Genomic DNA, 15,602 nt, shown 5'->3' with positions numbered 1-15,602 from the left:
TTTCCATAGTGTCGGAAGCGACAGAGCAGTTCTTCTGCAATGTCAAAGATGTCTCCGGCGATGCTCGGCCGGTTTGACTATCGCAGCGTCGATGATCGCAAGTCTTTGTCGTCCAATTACATTTCGCAATCGCCCAGTGGCATTACCTCTTTGTGGGTAGGTCGTGCTACCCGAATCGGGACAGCGCGGCTGACCGCACAAGTTCTGGGGTAGTTGCGGATTCCACCATTGCGCGCGGGGACGGTAGAGTGAGGCAACGATCGCTGCGCAATGACCAATGACTACGGCTCATGAATCACGGCCGCACGCTGATCGGACAGACGCACGACACAGGCGGCAGCCGCGTCCGTAAGTTCGGCGAAAGCGTCTTGCGGACCGGTCAACGAACGCCCGAGCCGCTGATTGCGCGCGCCTTGTGCGCGGCGAGCGCTGTCGGGACGAAGCTCAATACGACGCGCGAGCCGCGTTCGGCCGGCTTGAGTTCGAGGCGGCCGCCGAGGCTGCGAGCGCGTTCGCGCATGATCGTGAGGCCGTAGTGATGTTCGTCGCCCTGCGCCCGGTCGATGCCGCGCCCATCGTCCTCGATCGACACCGTCATCGCGTGACCGTCCGACATCAGTTGTACCTGCGCAGTCGTGGCGCGCGCATGGCGGAGCACATTCGTGAGCGCCTCGCGCACGATCTGCGCGACGTGCATTTCCTCGTTGACAGTCAGGCGCATGCGCGGCACACGATTGTCAATCGAGATTTGCACCTCGCTGCGTGAGCCGAATTCTTCGGCAAGTTCTTCGAGCGTCGAGGCGAGACCATGCGCATGCATCGGCGAGCGGAATGTCGTGAGCAGTTCGCGCAACTGCCGGTACGCGCTGTCGATGCCTTCGCGAATCGCCCGCGCAATTTCGCCGACGTCGGTTTGCGAGAGTTCGGGCGGCAGCACGGCCTGGAGGCGGGCAAGCTGGATCTTCATGTACGACAGCGATTGCGCGAGCGAATCATGCAGTTCGCGCGCAATCGCGTTGCGTTCTTCGAAGAGCGCCATCCGCCGGTCGCGCACATCGCGGCTGACGTTGGAGATCGCGTGTGCGAGCACGCTCGCGATGGTCTCCATCAGATACAGGTGGCGCTGTTCGAAGCGTGTGTCCGGCTCGCCTTCCGCGATCAGCACGCCATAGCTGGCGAGCGGCACGCGCACCGGGGCGGCCAGCACGGGCGGCGGCGGCACCTCGCCGTTGATCGGCGAAAACGTGTAGGTGCCGACCAGCGTCATCAGTTCGTTCGTGACGCGTGCGCGGACAATGGACGGCACGTCGCCATTGGGCGATACGACGAGGTCGATATCGAGTAGCTGGGCCGTCGATTCCGTCACCACCAGCGCGATACGCCTCGCCTGGAGCACGCCGACGAGACGTTGCAGCAGGGCCTCGAGCGTGCGGCCCGAAGGCTCTTCTTCGGCAAGCTGCGCGCAGATGTGGTGAAGCAGTTCGAGCGATTGGTCCGCGAATGCAATGTAGTCTTCGACGATCCGCTTGAGTTGCGCCGACTCGTTTTGCTCAGTGCGCAGTCGAACGGCGAGTTGCGCGTGGAGCTTCAGCAGCCGGTCGATTTCATCGCTTCCTTGCGGTATCGCCTGGCCTATGTCCGCGAGCGCCTGCAAGGCGGCGTTCGGCCGCGTGACGACCGCGCGGCGCGCGCCGCGCGCGAGCGCGATGACACCCAGAATCAGGAGGCAAACGGTGCCGGCCTGCAGCAGTCCGAGCACGGCCATGTGCACCTGTAACTGATCGGCGACCTGCAAGCGCAGCGCCTTCAGCGTAGAGATCCTTGCATCCGGCTCACGCGCGATGCCGGACGCAGACACTGCGCTCGTGGCCGCAAGTAGTGCGGCGAGTTCCGTGGTCGGCGCGCCGCGTTGCCTCCAGTCGTTCAGTAGCGTATCGTTGCGGACAAGCGAGTCGGCCAGTTCTTTTTGCGCATCGGCCTTTTCCGGCGAACTGGTTTGCAGGTTCTTCGCACTGGTTCGCAATCTCGCGGCTTCGTCCAGAGAGAACAGCGTCTGCCGGAAATCTTCAGTTCCCCTTGCCTGCATGAACGCGCTCACGTAGAGCAGCGCGATCAAGGCAACGATGCAGGCCAGCAGTGAGCACACCCTCGCATAGAGCGGGTAGCGGTAAACGGGCGCAGACTGGTCGGAAACCCGCTCACGAGCGGTGATCCTGCTTTTTCGAAGCGAGAACGTCATGTCGGTTTATCTGTTCGCCACGGTATTGCTGGGTGCGGTAGCCGCGCTGGTGATTCCCAGGCTCGTATATAGTCCCGGCAGTAATGATCTATTGTATGTCGCGATTGGGTTGGCAGGATGCCTGACGGCCTTTCTGCTTGCCATGGCGTATGGCGCGCGCCGCAGTGCGCCTCGCGTCGTGCGCGCCGTCGAGTCGCCGGAACTGGGCGCATTCGCGGCCAATCTCTCGACGCCCGCCGTGCTGCTCGACAACGACGCGCTCGTGTTCGTCAACAGCGCCTTCCTCAAGCACGCCCGCTGGGAACCCTACGCTGACGAAATCGTCGGGATGCCGTTCAGCAATCTCGTGCATCCGCAGTCGCTGCTCGATTTGACGGCATTGCTCACGCAGTCGCGTGATGGTGAAGAGCGCACGTCGGGCTCGTTGAGGATTGCATACGGCGACGGCAGCTTCCGGTTGCATCCGGTCACAGCCCTGCGCGCACGCGGTTCGAGCATGACGCTGCTGCAGTTTCCCGCTCCCTACACGAGTGCGGACGCGCAGCGCAGCGAGCTGCAGATCCTGCATCACTGCCAGGATGCCGTTCTGCAGTTGCCTCAAGCGCTGTTCCGTGTCGATCGCGAGTTACGTCTGATCTTTTCGAATCCTGCGTGGCGCAGCCTCGTGCGTGCTGTCGGCAGCGAACCGGAGCCACGGCCGTTCTCGGCGTTTTTCCATCCGGAAGACGCGGAAACCTTGAATGCGCGGTTGAAAGCGCTGCTCGATGGACACTTGAGCGAACTGGTGATGGAAGCGCGGCTCATCCGCGCCGACAACACGACGGCGCATGTCGAACTGCGCGGCCACGCCGTGACCGACCACGAAGGCATTCTGGTCGGCGCCGTGGGCCTCGCGACGGACATATCGAATCGCCGGCGCAATGAAGAAGCACTGCGCGCGAGCCGGCGCAGCCTGCGCACGCTGCTGTCCAATTTGCGGGCGATGATCTATCGCGGCCAGAACAACCGCGACCGGTCGATGGCATTCGTCAGCGAAGGATGCTTCGATCTCACAGGATATGAGGCGTTCGAACTGATTGACGAAAGCCGGATGACCTTCCGCTCGCTGATTCACCCGGATGACCGTGAGTTCGTCTGGAACGAGGTGCAGACGCGAATCGTAGCCCGAAAGCCTTATGAACTGACTTACCGGATAGTGGACCGCTCCGGGCAAACCAAATGGGTATGGGATCAGGGATGCGGCGTCTATTCGGCGCGTGACGAACTGATGGGCCTGGAGGGCTTCATCGTGGAAGTGGCGCGCAGGCAGATGATCGAAGAAGACGCCCGTCGGCGTTTGACGTTCGAGAACTCCACGGGGCTCATGAGTGCGTCGATGTTTGTCGACCGCGTGGCGTTTTCCATGTCCATGTCATCGCGGACTTCGCTGCCGTGTGCGATCTTCGCGATCAACGTCGGCGAACTCGAACGTGTGGCGACGCGCTTTGGCCAGGACTACGCCGATCGGGTTCTGATCGCGATTGGCAGAAGGCTCGAAGTCATACAAGGGCAATTGAATTGCGCAGCGTTGCTCGACTCTCACGTGTTCGCGGTGCTGCTGGTCGACTTCAGCGCCGACGCCCTCGCATGGTGCAGCGAAGCGCAACACCTGGCGCAACGCGCGGCGGCCAACATGGACGAGGCACTGGAGGCACTGCGGGACAATCTGCGGAAATTGCTCGAAGCCCCGGTCAAGGTGGAAGGCCACGAGTTCGAGGTGCAGACGCGTGTTGGCTGTAGCTCGCTTGGCAATGGGGAAACCGACGCCAAGAAAGTGCTCGACCATGTGCTTTCCGCTTCAGGCTGGGAAGTGGCTGGTGCGGCGGATGATACGGACTGAGCGTCAAGACCCGCTCACATCGCCCCGTTTGTCTCCCGCTTACCTTCCGCTAACCCAGCGGATCAATCGCAGATTCGAGCGACGGCGGTGGCGCCGCGCGTCCGAAACATCTCCCACCGATACCTCGCGATGAAATAGGCGTCCATTACCGCAATGGCGTAGACAAAGATTCCACCAGCGTGCTGGCCAACAAAAGACCGCCCGGGTGCCGCGAGTTGCATCGTCACGAACCCGAGCGACAGCATGAAAAATATCATGATCAATGCACGCGTCGGCATGCCGTTGATCACCTGCCCGGCTCCTGGCAGAAGTGCGGCCGCCACCAGTACGAGATAAGGATGCACGGGTCGCTGTGCGCGTGCGGTCTTAAGCCTGTCCATGAACACCTCCTCTGGTTATGTCCGCGCACAACTGCACAGCCTGATCCAGCAGCGATTCGACCAGCGCCGCAGACAGCCTCGCTTCGCGGAACACGGCCCGTCGCAGCACGAGGTACTCGCTGCGGTCGGCGCCTTGTGCCTGATAAACCATCCTCACGCCGTGCCGCGTAACGAGCATCTCCTTCGCGCGAGGATCACCGAAGAATCGCCTCACGTGAGGATCCAGCACGGAAAGCGGAAGTTCCGCAGCGGATCTGTCAGCTTTGATCGTCGTCTGACTGGGCCACTCTTGCGGCGTGACGACCCGCACCGGCAAGCTGTCCGCGGGCGAATAGAACTCGGTATTCTGCGCGCGGGCGAGCAGGTCGACGGCACCATTCATCGGCAGCTCGCGTTTAACCGTAACGAGAAGCCATAGCGACGGTACTTTGCGAAAGGTGACATCGTCGACCAGCGGTGCAATGTGCACTTCATACCCGTCATAGGCGCCGACGAGCACAGGCCAGGCGGCGTCTTGTTGTGTCATGCGGTGGTGGTCGAAGAGCGCGAGGCACGCGTCGAACAGCCTGCTTCGCTCCGCTTGCAGTGCCTTGCTGTCACGCCGATACATCAGGCCAAGGGCGATGAGAAACAGAACGGCCAGTGCGATTCCCGTCGAGTGCATGTCGAGGCGTTCCATGTTGGAGCCGCGCGGTGCGCGGCATGAGTCGCGTCAATAGTCTTTCGGACGGGGCCAATCCATGGTGAACTGGTCGCCGCGTTTGACGTACTTGTAACGATGCAGCGCGAACCAGATGGACGCCGTGATATAGAAAGCCATGATCGACAGAAGCGAAGTGCCATAGCCCAGGTAAGTCGCGAAGTAAGTCGCCGTGCAGAGCACGGCCAGCACGATCGCGGGGATCGGATGGAAAGGGTGAATGTAGCCGCGATTGATACTGCCAAGCGGCCACTTCCGGCGGAACTTGACGATATTGATCGACATGAACGTATAGCCGAGCAGGCCGGAGAGAATCGAGAACTTGATCACCTGGTCGAGCAGACCCGTGAACGCGAACGAAATGGCAATCGGCACGAGAAAGATGATGGCGCGGTAGGGCGTGCGATAGCGCGGGTGAACGGCGCCGAACCACATCGGCATATACCGGTCGCGCGACATCGAGAACCACGCACGCGACGCATCGTTGATGCAACCATTGGCTGACGCGACAGCCGAGAACAGGGTGCCGACGAAGAGCAGTGCCTGCAACCCCTTGTTGCCGGACAGCCGCGCAGCGTCATAGAGCGGCGTGACCGCCTGGCCCAGATACTCCCACGGCATGAGGCCCGTGGCGACATACCAGGTCAGGGCTGCCGCGACGAGCAGTGTGATCATCCCGGACATCGTTCCAAGCGGAATGGAACGGCCCGCCGAGCGAACCTCCTCTGCCGCCTGACAGGTGCCTTCGATGCCGAGGTAGTACCACATCCCGAACTGCAAGGCGGCGACGACACCCAGCCATCCGTACGGCAACTGTGTCAGCAATTCGTGATGAATGAGCACTTGCCCCGGATGCCACGGCGCGACACCGAAGAACAGCACGACGATTGCGATGAATGCAACGGCGGTGATCACGAAGTTGACCGTGAGCGTCACGAATACGCCACGATAGTTGAGACAGGCGAGAAAGGCGATCGTGAGGAGCGTGAATGGACGCGAATCGAAGTTCGCATAGCCCGAATCGATGGCCACCGCCTTGACCAGATCGCCGACGACGAGCGCGTCGGCCGCTTCGAGCATCGTGTAGGCCATCACGAGATAAAGCCCCACGTTGAACGCCATCAACGGCCCGATGATGTGCTTGGCCTGCGTGTACTGCCCACCGGCGGCGGCGACGGTCGACGTCACTTCCGAGTCGATCATGGCGACGCATGTATAGAGCAGGCCAATGATCCAGCACGCGATCAGCGATCCATATGCGCCGCCTTTCGCGACGGAAAAGTTCCATCCCATGAATTCGCCGACCAGCACGATGCCGACGCCGAGCGCCCACACGTGAATCGGCCCCAACACTTTCAGCAACGCGATGCGTTCGCCTGTTTGTGGTACTGCTGCTGCGTCACTCATGAGCTGCTCCTCTGCGGTTAATGCCGACCGTCTGCCTGTGTCCCGTCTGCCTCGCGTCTGCCCTCGCGTTTGCCTATTCGTTTCCTTCTGTGGAACTCATCAGGAAATCATCGTCGTACTCGCGACTGACCTTGAACGCATCGATAAGAATCCACGCGAAGATCAGGATCGCCAGGCCCCACGCGCCATTACTCAGCAGTTGCCAGAAATTCATGACGTCACTCCCCAAATTTTTCCGCGATCACCTGTCGGTATTGCTTGTCCGACACGCGCAGGACGAACAGGAAATAGCCGACGATGACGAGTGCCGTCACGATGAGCGAGACGGGTTCGATCTCGTAATCGAATCGCGTGGTGATGATCGGCTTGGCCTGCTCTGCGTTGTAGCCAAGCTTGCGCCATTGCGCTTCCATCGCCGGGTTTTGGCCAAGTTCTCGCCAGGAAACCTGCTTGCTTGCGGCTTGGGTTTCAGGCGGCTTGTCGGGCGCTTTGAGCAACAGGGGTGCAAGCAGGCTGCAGTACACGAGTACGAGCAGAAAGAGGCTATCGACGAACTGTCCGAAGCCTTTCTGGACGGGCGGGACATAATCGGCTGCCATGTGGGTTTCCTCCCTGGTCGGCATTTCCGGAAAACCAATGCGGGGTCGACGCAGTTGCCGGACGGGCGACTGCGGCGCACATTGGGGCACAGCAAAAGTAAGGCCGTCAGGCCTGAACGCTTACTCGACGACTGGACTGAGTGCTTCTTCTTCGCGCTTGGCCAGTTCCGCCTTGGCTGCGCGATTTTCGTCGAGGTGACGAATGTCGAGGCCGTAGATGTGATCCTTGTCTTCCGCGTAATGGCGGATCATCGCGAGAATGGAGGCGGAGTTGAATATCAGCACCGCGCCTGCGCCAATGGAGAGTGCGACTTGAACGGATGTATCGGTTGTCTGGGATGTAATGGCGAAATAGACGTAGGCAAACGTGACCCATAACAGCAGGAGAGCGATTTGCGCCATGCGCTTGTCGCGGAAGAACATTCGATCAATGCGCTTTCGAATTGTGTGTTCCATGTCGGCAACTCCTTGGTTGTGCCGGCAACGCCGGCAAGGTCAATGATCAGGCGGCTTCATCCAGTTCCGTTTGATCAACAAAGTGTCCCGCCAATGTTTGTGTTCCGCAGCGTCGTTGTCAATACGATTTGAGGGGGTAGACCGTTTGAAGGTGGCCCTGTCTACCCCATTGTGGGTAATGGCGAGTTGTACCGTTCAGTACTTCGTCGTGTCAGGAAAGCAAGCCATGAAAAACAGTCGTGAACATCGCGTCGGGCGATTGATTCATGGCTTGTGGCGATACTCCCAAAGGTGTACGTGAGTTTCCTGACGGGAAAAAAAGGTGATCGACGTTGACACGCGAATATCGCCTGGCTACTGTTGTTTTCGACGAGTTCTCGACGATTCGGCTTCGAATCGACGCTCGCCTTGGCCTCTCGATCACGCCTGTTCATCTTCAACCACGGGTCCCGCTGATGAATACCGAACGATCATCTTTCGCTGATCCCACGCTCATCATTGATGGTGCAGCCGCAGCCGCCGACATTCTCGAGTCGATCAAGGCGCGGGTGCAAAGTGAACGGCTGCGGCCCGGACTGGCCGTGGTTCTTGTGGGCAAAGATCCGGCAAGTAGCGTGTACGTGAGAAGCAAGAAACGCCGGGCTGAAGAATGCGGTTTTCTATCGCGTCAATATGATCTGCCGGAAGAGGTCACCGAGGTTGAACTCCTGGCTCTGATACGAGAGCTTAATCAGGACCCCGCCATTCACGGCATTCTGGTGCAGCTTCCCTTGCCGCCGCAGATCAATCCCCATTCAGTGATCGAGGAAATTGTACCCAGCAAGGATGTCGACGGATTTCACTACTCGAATGCCGGACGCCTTGGAACGGGAGACATCGAGCAGGCTATTGTTCCTTGTACGCCTCTGGGTTGCCTGCATCTGCTGAAGCAGGTTCTCGGCGAAGGTATTCGTGGCAAACATGCGGTGGTAATTGGACGTTCCAACATCGTCGGCAAGCCGATGGCGAACCTTCTCATGCACAACGATTGCACAGTCACCATCGTGCATAGCTGGACGGTAGAGCCGCAGAAGATTTGCCGACAGGCCGACATAGTCGTCGCTGCAGTCGGTATTCCTCGGCTCGTGAAGGCGGACTGGATAAAGCCGGGTGCAGTCGCTATCGACGTAGGGATTAACCGCGTCACGAAACCCAATGGTGAAACTGGGCTTGTCGGCGACTTCGACTACGAAAATGTGTTTCCGCTGACATCGGCAATCACGCCTGTTCCAGGCGGGGTTGGCCCTATGACGATCGCAATGTTGATGCAGAACACGCTGAATGCCGCGTCTCGTTCAAATGTTCAGCCAGCTAATGCCCAGTAATACGAGTCAGGCGCGTTTGTGATGAGTGGGGTCGTTATCACGACGCGCTTTTTTCGCGTTTGCTGTGTCAATAAATCGCGAGACTGTGCGTGACCGCGACCACGAGGATACCGGCGAGTATCGTCAAATAAGGCAGAATCCCCGCGCGCTTGCCGACTTTGGCCCCGTTCACGAGTTGCATGTCCTCTTTCATCGCTTCGGGGAAGTGTCCTTTGTCAGTGACGTAGTGTCGAAAGAGGAACACCGGAATAATCAGCGCGGCGAAGGCCAGCCCCGAAACCAGCGTGCCCGCGCCCCAGATGTCCGCACCCATGCCGAGCAGTGCCAGATCCACGAACGAAAACACCGTGCCGAGTGCGATCAGCCAGTTCGGCGCGCGGTAGGGCCGACTCCAGTGCGAACGGTCGAGCCGGTGAATCCACGCGGCATTCAGGTTCAGGAAGATGAAAATGATGTAGCCGACATTGGACATCGCCAGCACGAACACATAGTCCGACATCAGGAGCAGGATCAGGTTGAAGCACAGGTCCGTCCACATCGCGCGGGTCGGTGCGCCGTTTGCATTGACGTGTGACAGGTACTTCGGCAGCCATCCGTCCACCGACGCCTGGTATAGCGTGCGAGAGGAGCCTGCCATCGATGTCATTATCGCGAGGACGAGCGCCAGGACCAGCATGACCACGAGGACGCGCTCGACCAGCAAGCCGCCGTGGATCATCGGCGCCATCGCCTTCGCGACACCGGTGCCGCTATAGATGTCGGGTGCCAGCATCCCGCTATAGACGGCCGGTGTCACGACGTTGCCGGCCGCATCCGTGACTTGGGGGGTGACGAGGTGGCCGAGACCAAGCACGCCTTGAAACGAGAGCGGCAATACGGTGAAGACGAAGATGGACAGCAGGCCCGAGTAAAGGTTGGCCTTGAACGTATCGACCCTCGGGTCGCGGAATTCACGCGTATAGCAGATGGCGGTTTCGAATGCGTAGGTCGAGTATCCGGCGATGAACAGGCCGCCTGCCATCAGCGTGACGCCTGCGCGGTCCCAGGTGCCGTCGATGATCTGTCCGCTGCTGTCTTTAGCGAACGGCAAGAGCGGCAGCAGATTATGCAGCGGCAGATCACCAGTCAGAAGGGGCACCGTGCCGACGATAATCAGCGGGATCAGCGCAACGACGCCAAGGATCATCTGAATGCGCGCCGCGTGCAGAATGCCCCGGTTCTGCATCGCAAACGTGACCAGCAGGATCGTCGCGCCGAGAATGAATGTAGCGTTGATCCGCAGGCTCAGGCCACTGCGCAGCCAGTCGAGATTCACGAGCGTGATCTGCCAGGTGTTGATCGCGGCGTCGGGGGGATACATGATCGAGAGCACGTAGCCTGCCGCAAGCCCGGAGCCGATCGCAATCACGGGCGACCATCCGACCCAGTCGCACCACACCGATAACGGCGCGAACAGCTTCGAATAGCGCACCCACGCGATCGCACCGTAGACCGATGCGCCACCTGATTTGTGCGGGAACAGTCCCGCAATCTCCGCATAGGAGAATGACTGGATGAAACCCAGGCCGATCGAGATGATCCACACGGCCCACGACAGCTTGCCGACCGTCGCTGCAATCGAGCCGATCGAGAACAGCACCAGCGCCGGGGCGCCACTCGCTACCCAGAATGCGCCTGTCCAACTGATCCTTCGTTTCAGCGAACCTTCCGGTTCGCCGGCATATTGTTCAGGAACCGCACTCATTGCAGTTTTCCTTTGCCGGTAGGGGCACCGCGAGGGCACCGCGCCGGGTGTCGTTAAAGGACCGATTTTGGGGCTGCCGTGACAGGTATTCTGCGCTTTGCCATGCAAAGCCTGGACGTGGGCTTTTACGCATGGTCGGCGCAAGAGTGACAACCGAATGTAGCATGGACGCGCTAACGGCAAAAGACGATGACTCCGCAGCGCGATCGCGCATGCGGGTCAGGCCAGCCTTCGCGCATCCGGTCCGTTAGCAGTGTTTCAGCGCGTTCGACAGGTCCGAAATGAGGTCCTCCGGGTGCTCCAGTCCAACCGAGATGCGAATCAAACCCTCTGAAACGCCCGCTGCCGCGCGGACATCGGCAGGGACACCGGAATGCGTCGTCGACGCCGGGTGACAAATGAGCGACTCCGTGCCGCCCAGACTCACTGCCGATTTGAAAAGCGTCAGGCCATTGATGAGCCGGAACGCCTGTTCGCGGCCTCCATCGAGGATGAAAGCGAACGTCGAACCGGGGCCGCTGCACTGTCGCCGATACACGGCCTGGTAGTTCGGATCGTCGATGATCTCTGGATGCAGTACCTTGACGGGCCTGAACGGATTGCTTGCGAGCCGTCGCGCAACAGCGGCGCCGCTTTGCGCCGCGCGCTCCATGCGCAGCACGAGCGTCTCCATCGAGCGAGTGATCATCCACGATGAGTGCGGGTCCAGTTGTGAACCGAACGTGCTTCGCGTTGCACGGATCATCGTGATCAGGTTCTTGCTGCCTGTGACGCCACCTGCGACCAGATCGCTGTGTCCACCGATGTACTTCGTTAGCGAGTACACGCTCAGGTCGATGCCGTGTTTTGCAGGCTTCTGGAACAACGGTCCTAGCAGCGTGTTGTCGCATACCGAAAGCGGCCGATAGCCATGACGTTTTTCGAAAGCGTCAATTTCCGTGCGTAGCGCTTCGAGATCGAAGAGTGCATTGGTCGGATTCGCGGGCGTTTCTATACAGCACATCCTGACCTTGCCTTTTGTCGAAGCGGCTTCGAGTGCAGCGCGAATCGCCTCTGCCGACAGCCCGTCATTGATCACTTGCGAACTGACTCCCCATTCCGGCAGAAACTTCGAGATGAGCGTTTCGGTGCCGCCATAGAGCGGCGTCGATTGGACCACACAGTCGCCGGGTTTCAGGAACGTAAGCAGGATCGCCGCAATGGCGGACATTCCGCTGGATGTCGCGATTGCGGCTTCCGAACCGTCGAGCAACGCGAGCCTGTCTTCGACAATTTCCAGATTCGGATGACTGAAGCGGCTATACACCAGGCCAGCGCTTTCGCCTTCAGGAAGTGGCTTGCGCCCCGACACCATGTCGAAGAAGTCTGCACCGTCCTCGGCCGTACGAAACGCGAACGTCGAGGTCAAAAAGACCGGCGGCTTGACGGAGCCTTCCGACAGGAACGGATCGTAGCCGTACGACATCATCAGTGTTTCGGGATGCAATTCCCGGTCTTCGATCTTGCGCCTCTGGTAGTTGCGCTTCGACATCGTTCGCTCCATACAAGGAATTAGGAACGGCTGAACAAACAGTGGCCGCAATCGGCGCGTGCGATTCGTCTGCGCGCGAAAAGATTGCGGGGCTTCGTGCCGACATCTGATTATGCTACCGCGGCGGGCATGAACCAGAAACACAGGACCTTTCCCACCCCGCGCAACATCGATACTTGAAATATCACAATATGATGTAATATTTATTGAGCGATTTGCTGGCTTCATCTGCAAGATGTCAGCGAAGGCTCTGTGTCGCGGCGAACTCGTGCGCCGTGCTTGCGTTAGTTGAAAGGCGTGGACGGCACCGAACTTGCTTGATTTGGGTATCGGTTCCGAACTGGCCGTGGGCCTTCACCTTAGGGTTAATCCTGCTAGATGTGATTGCCATCACGAGCGAACCCCAACCCGTTTATTGAAGTGCAGTGCTTTGATCCAGTTCACTTGAAAAACAGGTTATTCAGGAGGCTTTCATGAACCTCGAATATAGCCCTCGGGCCGGCGCGGACGGCCAGGTAACCGCAAGCTCGACGAAGGCCTCGCGTTGCGCGCCGTGACGATCATCCGCGAGCGCTACGCCGATTTTGGGCCCACGCTGGCGCGCGAGAAGCTGGACGAATGCCACGGCATCCGGCTGTGCAAGGAAACGGCGCGCCAACTGATGACCCAGGCCGGCCTGTGGGTGCCGCGCAAACAACGTCCGCCGAAGGTCTACCAGCCGCGCGCACGACGCGCGTGTTTCGGCGAGCTGGTGCAGATCGACGGCAGCGACCACCGCTGGTTCGAGGATCGCGCGCCGGCCTGCACGCTGCTGGTGTACGTCGACGACGCGACGAGCCGGTTGATGCACCTGCACTTCACGCAGACGGAGTCGACCTTCAGCTATTTCGAGGCGACCCGCGCGTACCTGGAGCGCCACGGCAAGCCGGTGGCGTTCTACAGCGACCGCGCCAGCGTCTTTTACGTGAAGCGCCGCGCGGAGACGGCGGGCAAAGGCGTCACGCAGTTCGGCCGCGCTATGTACGAACTGAACATCGACACCTTCTGCGCGAACAGCAGCCCCGCCAAGGGCTGCGCTGCATAGTGCACCTCATAGGTCGGTTGAGTTGGTGTTTATGCGGCCGAGCGTCGGCCACGGGTCTTTCCCTGGTGCGGGAATTTCACCGGTGCGTCAGCGCCGGGCGGTTCGAAGAGATATCCTCCCTTGTCGTCGTAGCGGTGCGCTACAAGCAGGCCTGCACGACGCCAGGTCTTGATGGTCGTCGGCATCACATCCAACTGCTCTGCGATCTCGTCCAGGGTGAGCATTCCGCGTGCGCGCAGCCTGTCATGATGACTCGGTAGCTTGTGGGATAGTCGAAGCCGCGTGATCATTCTGGAAGTAAACCGCTTGCCCCAGCCGGAGGCGCGCCCCTGACGATTAAGCTGCTCTGCCGTTTCACTCTCGGTGTAATCGTTGAGAAGCCGGTCCATTTCGGCGATGACTGCGCGAGGGGTTTGCCGTAATATCCACGCTGGCTTGGACAGCGGCACATGTAGCGTATCCGTGGCGCCGCCATTAAAGCGGACCTGAACGCAGATGTCTGCACCCTTGAGCAAAGTCACATCAGCAATGAGCAGTCGCGCCATGCGCTTTCGCTCGCGATCAGGTGTGCGCGGATCGTTCCAGAGACGAGGGAAGTCTCTCGCGAGAGTCATGATGCTTGCACGCTGTTTATCGTTAAGTCCTGCGCGATCAGCTTCGCGCTGCTTTTCGTAGTGGTCCTGAGCTTCGGTGAGAGCACGTAGCGCCTGATTCCATTCCGATTCAAGCGAATCCGCGACCAGTCGATAGAGTCGTACAACGGTTTCGCGAAATGGCTGTCGTTCGGCGGCGACGTGATCGCGGAGAACGAGCCGGAAGAGCAGCAAAAACGGCTACGCTACAATGACCTCATCGCATCGGCCGTGATCCTGCAGAACACGGTGGACATGATGCGGGCCCTGCGCGACATGGTGGCCGAGGGCGAGAAGGTCCGCACCGAGGACATTGAATTCGTCAGCCCGTATGCGACGCACAACATTCGCCGCTTCGGGCGCTACCGGCTGCATCTGGAACGTCCGCCCGAAAGCTGGATCAACGATGCCCTGTTTGGCCGGGCGGCCCGGCCTCACGACGAAATGAGGTAACGCCCGATGAGTGCAAGAGCCGCGGTGACCACCACGCCCTACGGTGAGGTTGATGCCGCCGCACTGGAGGGGCTGCAGTCGCGCTATGACACGACGCGGGTGCTCGATGCGGTGGATACGCTCGACGAACTGCGCACAGGCCTTAACGATCCGGAAGGCCTGCAGGACGATCTGTTGCGCCTGCATGGCATCGCGCATGCACTCGTCAACGGTGCGAACTTCGCGGCAACAACCCGGGACGTGTCGATTGTCGAACAGATCGAGGACGTGCTCGACCAGATCGATCACTATGTCGCCGGGCTTTTATCGATCCGTGATGTGGTGCGCCCGCTCGAAGCGCTCCGCCATGAAGATCTGGCTGGTCCGGATCGCGATTGAGCTTGCAGCGAATCTCCCCCGGTACATGTTCGCCAGGGCGGCGTGGAGTGATGCCTCAATCCAGCGTTATGGCGCAGGCAATGCGAGGACTGGTAGTTCCTGCACGGCCGTGCCTGGCGTTGCGAGTGCCGATTCGATGCGGTGTTGCGCGAACGGATCGGCCGCGTCGATGTAGCGCATCGCAGAGCGCACGTCTTTCCAGCCAACGTACTGCATCAGCATTTTCAGATCCCAGCCGTTCGGGTTGGCCCACGTTGCGAAGCCCCGCCGTAGTGAGTGACTGCTGTAGCTGTCCGGCACGGCCAGGCCTGCCGCATGGAAAAGCGCACGCAACAGAGGCACGAAGCTGCCCGCATGCAGTCCCTCGTCGCTGATGTTTCCCCAGCGGTCAATGCTCCGGAACACGGGCCCTTCCGTCAGGCCGGAGGCCGCAATCCACGCCTCGTAAGCCGTCACCGGACACAGCCGTGAAAGCGCCGGAGCCTTGAAGGTCGTGCCCAGCTGCGCGCGGTCGCCTTTCGTGCGCGGCAGGTACAGCGTCATGCCGCGGCCGGCTTCAACGGCTACGTGCTCGATCCGCAGCCGGCTGAGTTCGTCGGAGCGAAAGCCGCGCCAGAAGCCCAGCAGCACTAGTGTCATGAGTTAAAAATTCATTGAATGATGTCGATCACGTACTAAAGTGTTCTGTGTGGCACTCGATACGAGGAGGCATCGATGAGCGGACGGCCCAAAGGGGAACTCGTGCTGAGCGAATCG

14 protein-coding genes and 2 pseudogenes are annotated in these 15,602 nt (G+C 60.2%); 5 read left to right on the top strand and 11 right to left on the bottom strand.

Annotated elements, in window-relative coordinates; genetic code table 11:
- Positions 1-379: 379 nt before the first annotated feature.
- Positions 380-2,116 (bottom strand): histidine kinase, encoded by a 1,737-nt coding sequence (locus VSR68_RS38730; RefSeq protein WP_342944798.1) that lies wholly within the window; start codon positions 2,114-2,116, stop codon positions 380-382.
- Positions 2,117-2,237: 121 nt separating this feature from the next.
- On the opposite strand from VSR68_RS38730, the gene VSR68_RS38725 reads away from it, so the two are divergent.
- Entirely contained in the window at positions 2,238-4,118 is a 1,881-nt protein-coding gene (locus VSR68_RS38725; protein WP_342944797.1) for a sensor domain-containing diguanylate cyclase, read from the top strand.
- Between the two features lie 62 nt (positions 4,119-4,180).
- On the opposite strand, the gene VSR68_RS38720 is transcribed toward VSR68_RS38725, so the two are convergent.
- The 6 genes from VSR68_RS38720 to VSR68_RS38695 all read right to left on the bottom strand — a co-directional run bounded on the left by VSR68_RS38720 (position 4,181) and on the right by VSR68_RS38695 (position 7,660).
- On the bottom strand, positions 4,181-4,498 hold the full coding sequence (locus tag VSR68_RS38720; protein ID WP_342944796.1) for a hypothetical protein: 318 nt from the start codon (positions 4,496-4,498) through the stop codon (positions 4,181-4,183).
- Complete coding sequence (locus VSR68_RS38715; protein WP_342944795.1) at positions 4,485-5,177, bottom strand: hypothetical protein; 693 nt, start codon at positions 5,175-5,177, stop codon at positions 4,485-4,487. The genes VSR68_RS38720 and VSR68_RS38715 overlap by 14 nt, the downstream gene beginning before the upstream one ends.
- Before the next feature lie 33 nt (positions 5,178-5,210).
- Complete coding sequence (locus VSR68_RS38710) at positions 5,211-6,605, bottom strand: APC family permease (protein ID WP_342944794.1); 1,395 nt, start codon at positions 6,603-6,605, stop codon at positions 5,211-5,213.
- Between the two features lie 73 nt (positions 6,606-6,678).
- Entirely contained in the window at positions 6,679-6,819 is a 141-nt protein-coding gene (locus VSR68_RS38705; RefSeq protein ID WP_342944793.1) for a hypothetical protein, read from the bottom strand.
- Between the two features lie 4 nt (positions 6,820-6,823).
- Positions 6,824-7,204 carry a hypothetical protein gene (locus tag VSR68_RS38700; protein WP_342944792.1) on the bottom strand — a complete coding sequence of 127 codons (381 nt, stop codon included), beginning with the start codon at positions 7,202-7,204 and terminating at the stop codon, positions 6,824-6,826.
- A gap of 120 nt (positions 7,205-7,324) precedes the next feature.
- Positions 7,325-7,660 (bottom strand): hypothetical protein, encoded by a 336-nt coding sequence (locus tag VSR68_RS38695; RefSeq protein WP_342944791.1) that lies wholly within the window; start codon positions 7,658-7,660, stop codon positions 7,325-7,327.
- Between the two features lie 455 nt (positions 7,661-8,115).
- Between VSR68_RS38695 and VSR68_RS38690 the strand changes: the two genes are divergently transcribed.
- Entirely contained in the window at positions 8,116-9,024 is a 909-nt protein-coding gene (locus VSR68_RS38690) for a bifunctional 5,10-methylenetetrahydrofolate dehydrogenase/5,10-methenyltetrahydrofolate cyclohydrolase (protein WP_428983690.1), read from the top strand.
- 67 nt (positions 9,025-9,091) lie between these two features.
- On the opposite strand, the gene VSR68_RS38685 is transcribed toward VSR68_RS38690, so the two are convergent.
- Positions 9,092-10,768, bottom strand: a complete 1,677-nt coding sequence (locus tag VSR68_RS38685) for an APC family permease (protein WP_428983689.1) — start codon at positions 10,766-10,768, stop codon at positions 9,092-9,094.
- Between the two features lie 247 nt (positions 10,769-11,015).
- Positions 11,016-12,299: a cystathionine gamma-synthase family protein gene (locus tag VSR68_RS38680; protein ID WP_342944788.1), complete on the bottom strand. Its 1,284-nt coding sequence runs from the start codon at positions 12,297-12,299 to the stop codon at positions 11,016-11,018.
- Positions 12,300-12,792: 493 nt separating this feature from the next.
- On the opposite strand from VSR68_RS38680, the pseudogene VSR68_RS38675 reads away from it, so the two are divergent.
- A pseudogene (locus VSR68_RS38675) lies at positions 12,793-13,371 on the top strand (ISNCY family transposase); the annotation flags it as partial.
- 41 nt (positions 13,372-13,412) lie between these two features.
- On the opposite strand, the gene VSR68_RS38670 reads toward VSR68_RS38675, so the two are convergent.
- Positions 13,413-14,210: a hypothetical protein gene (locus VSR68_RS38670; protein ID WP_342944787.1), complete on the bottom strand. Its 798-nt coding sequence runs from the start codon at positions 14,208-14,210 to the stop codon at positions 13,413-13,415.
- On the opposite strand from VSR68_RS38670, the pseudogene VSR68_RS38665 reads away from it, so the two are divergent.
- Positions 14,130-14,468: pseudogene (locus tag VSR68_RS38665) on the top strand (Tn3 family transposase); the annotation flags it as partial. The gene VSR68_RS38670 and the pseudogene VSR68_RS38665 overlap by 81 nt on opposite strands.
- A gap of 24 nt (positions 14,469-14,492) precedes the next feature.
- Positions 14,493-14,846: a Tn3 family transposase post-transcriptional regulator TnpC gene (gene tnpC, locus VSR68_RS38660; protein ID WP_342944786.1), complete on the top strand. Its 354-nt coding sequence runs from the start codon at positions 14,493-14,495 to the stop codon at positions 14,844-14,846.
- Between the two features lie 66 nt (positions 14,847-14,912).
- Here the strand turns inward: tnpC and VSR68_RS38655 are convergent, their stop codons facing one another.
- Complete coding sequence (locus VSR68_RS38655) at positions 14,913-15,485, bottom strand: site-specific integrase (protein ID WP_428983686.1); 573 nt, start codon at positions 15,483-15,485, stop codon at positions 14,913-14,915.
- Between the last annotated feature and the right edge of the window lie 117 nt (positions 15,486-15,602).

It is taken from the genome of Paraburkholderia phymatum (assembly GCF_038900715.1).
GTDB lineage: Bacteria > Pseudomonadota > Gammaproteobacteria > Burkholderiales > Burkholderiaceae > Paraburkholderia > Paraburkholderia phymatum_A.
The sequence above is the reverse complement of the archived record's forward strand: the minus strand, read 5'-3'. Positions and strand labels throughout refer to the sequence as shown.

What these genes read in the sequence shown, in the direction of transcription:
- VSR68_RS38725 (WP_342944797.1), top strand. Translation starts at nt 2,238, where the DNA reads ATGTCGGTTTATCTGTTCGCCACGGTATTGCTGGGTGCGGTAGCCGCG.
- VSR68_RS38720 (WP_342944796.1), bottom strand. Translation starts at nt 4,498, where the DNA reads ATGGACAGGCTTAAGACCGCACGCGCACAGCGACCCGTGCATCCTTAT.
- VSR68_RS38700 (WP_342944792.1), bottom strand. Translation starts at nt 7,204, where the DNA reads ATGGCAGCCGATTATGTCCCGCCCGTCCAGAAAGGCTTCGGACAGTTC.
- VSR68_RS38690 (WP_428983690.1), top strand. Translation starts at nt 8,116, where the DNA reads ATGAATACCGAACGATCATCTTTCGCTGATCCCACGCTCATCATTGAT.
- VSR68_RS38655 (WP_428983686.1), bottom strand. Translation starts at nt 15,485, where the DNA reads ATGACACTAGTGCTGCTGGGCTTCTGGCGCGGCTTTCGCTCCGACGAA.
- VSR68_RS38685 (WP_428983689.1), bottom strand. Translation starts at nt 10,768, where the DNA reads ATGAGTGCGGTTCCTGAACAATATGCCGGCGAACCGGAAGGTTCGCTG.
- VSR68_RS38715 (WP_342944795.1), bottom strand. Translation starts at nt 5,177, where the DNA reads ATGGAACGCCTCGACATGCACTCGACGGGAATCGCACTGGCCGTTCTG.
- VSR68_RS38695 (WP_342944791.1), bottom strand. Translation starts at nt 7,660, where the DNA reads ATGGAACACACAATTCGAAAGCGCATTGATCGAATGTTCTTCCGCGAC.
- VSR68_RS38710 (WP_342944794.1), bottom strand. Translation starts at nt 6,605, where the DNA reads ATGAGTGACGCAGCAGCAGTACCACAAACAGGCGAACGCATCGCGTTG.
- VSR68_RS38705 (WP_342944793.1), bottom strand. Translation starts at nt 6,819, where the DNA reads ATGAATTTCTGGCAACTGCTGAGTAATGGCGCGTGGGGCCTGGCGATC.
- VSR68_RS38680 (WP_342944788.1), bottom strand. Translation starts at nt 12,299, where the DNA reads ATGTCGAAGCGCAACTACCAGAGGCGCAAGATCGAAGACCGGGAATTG.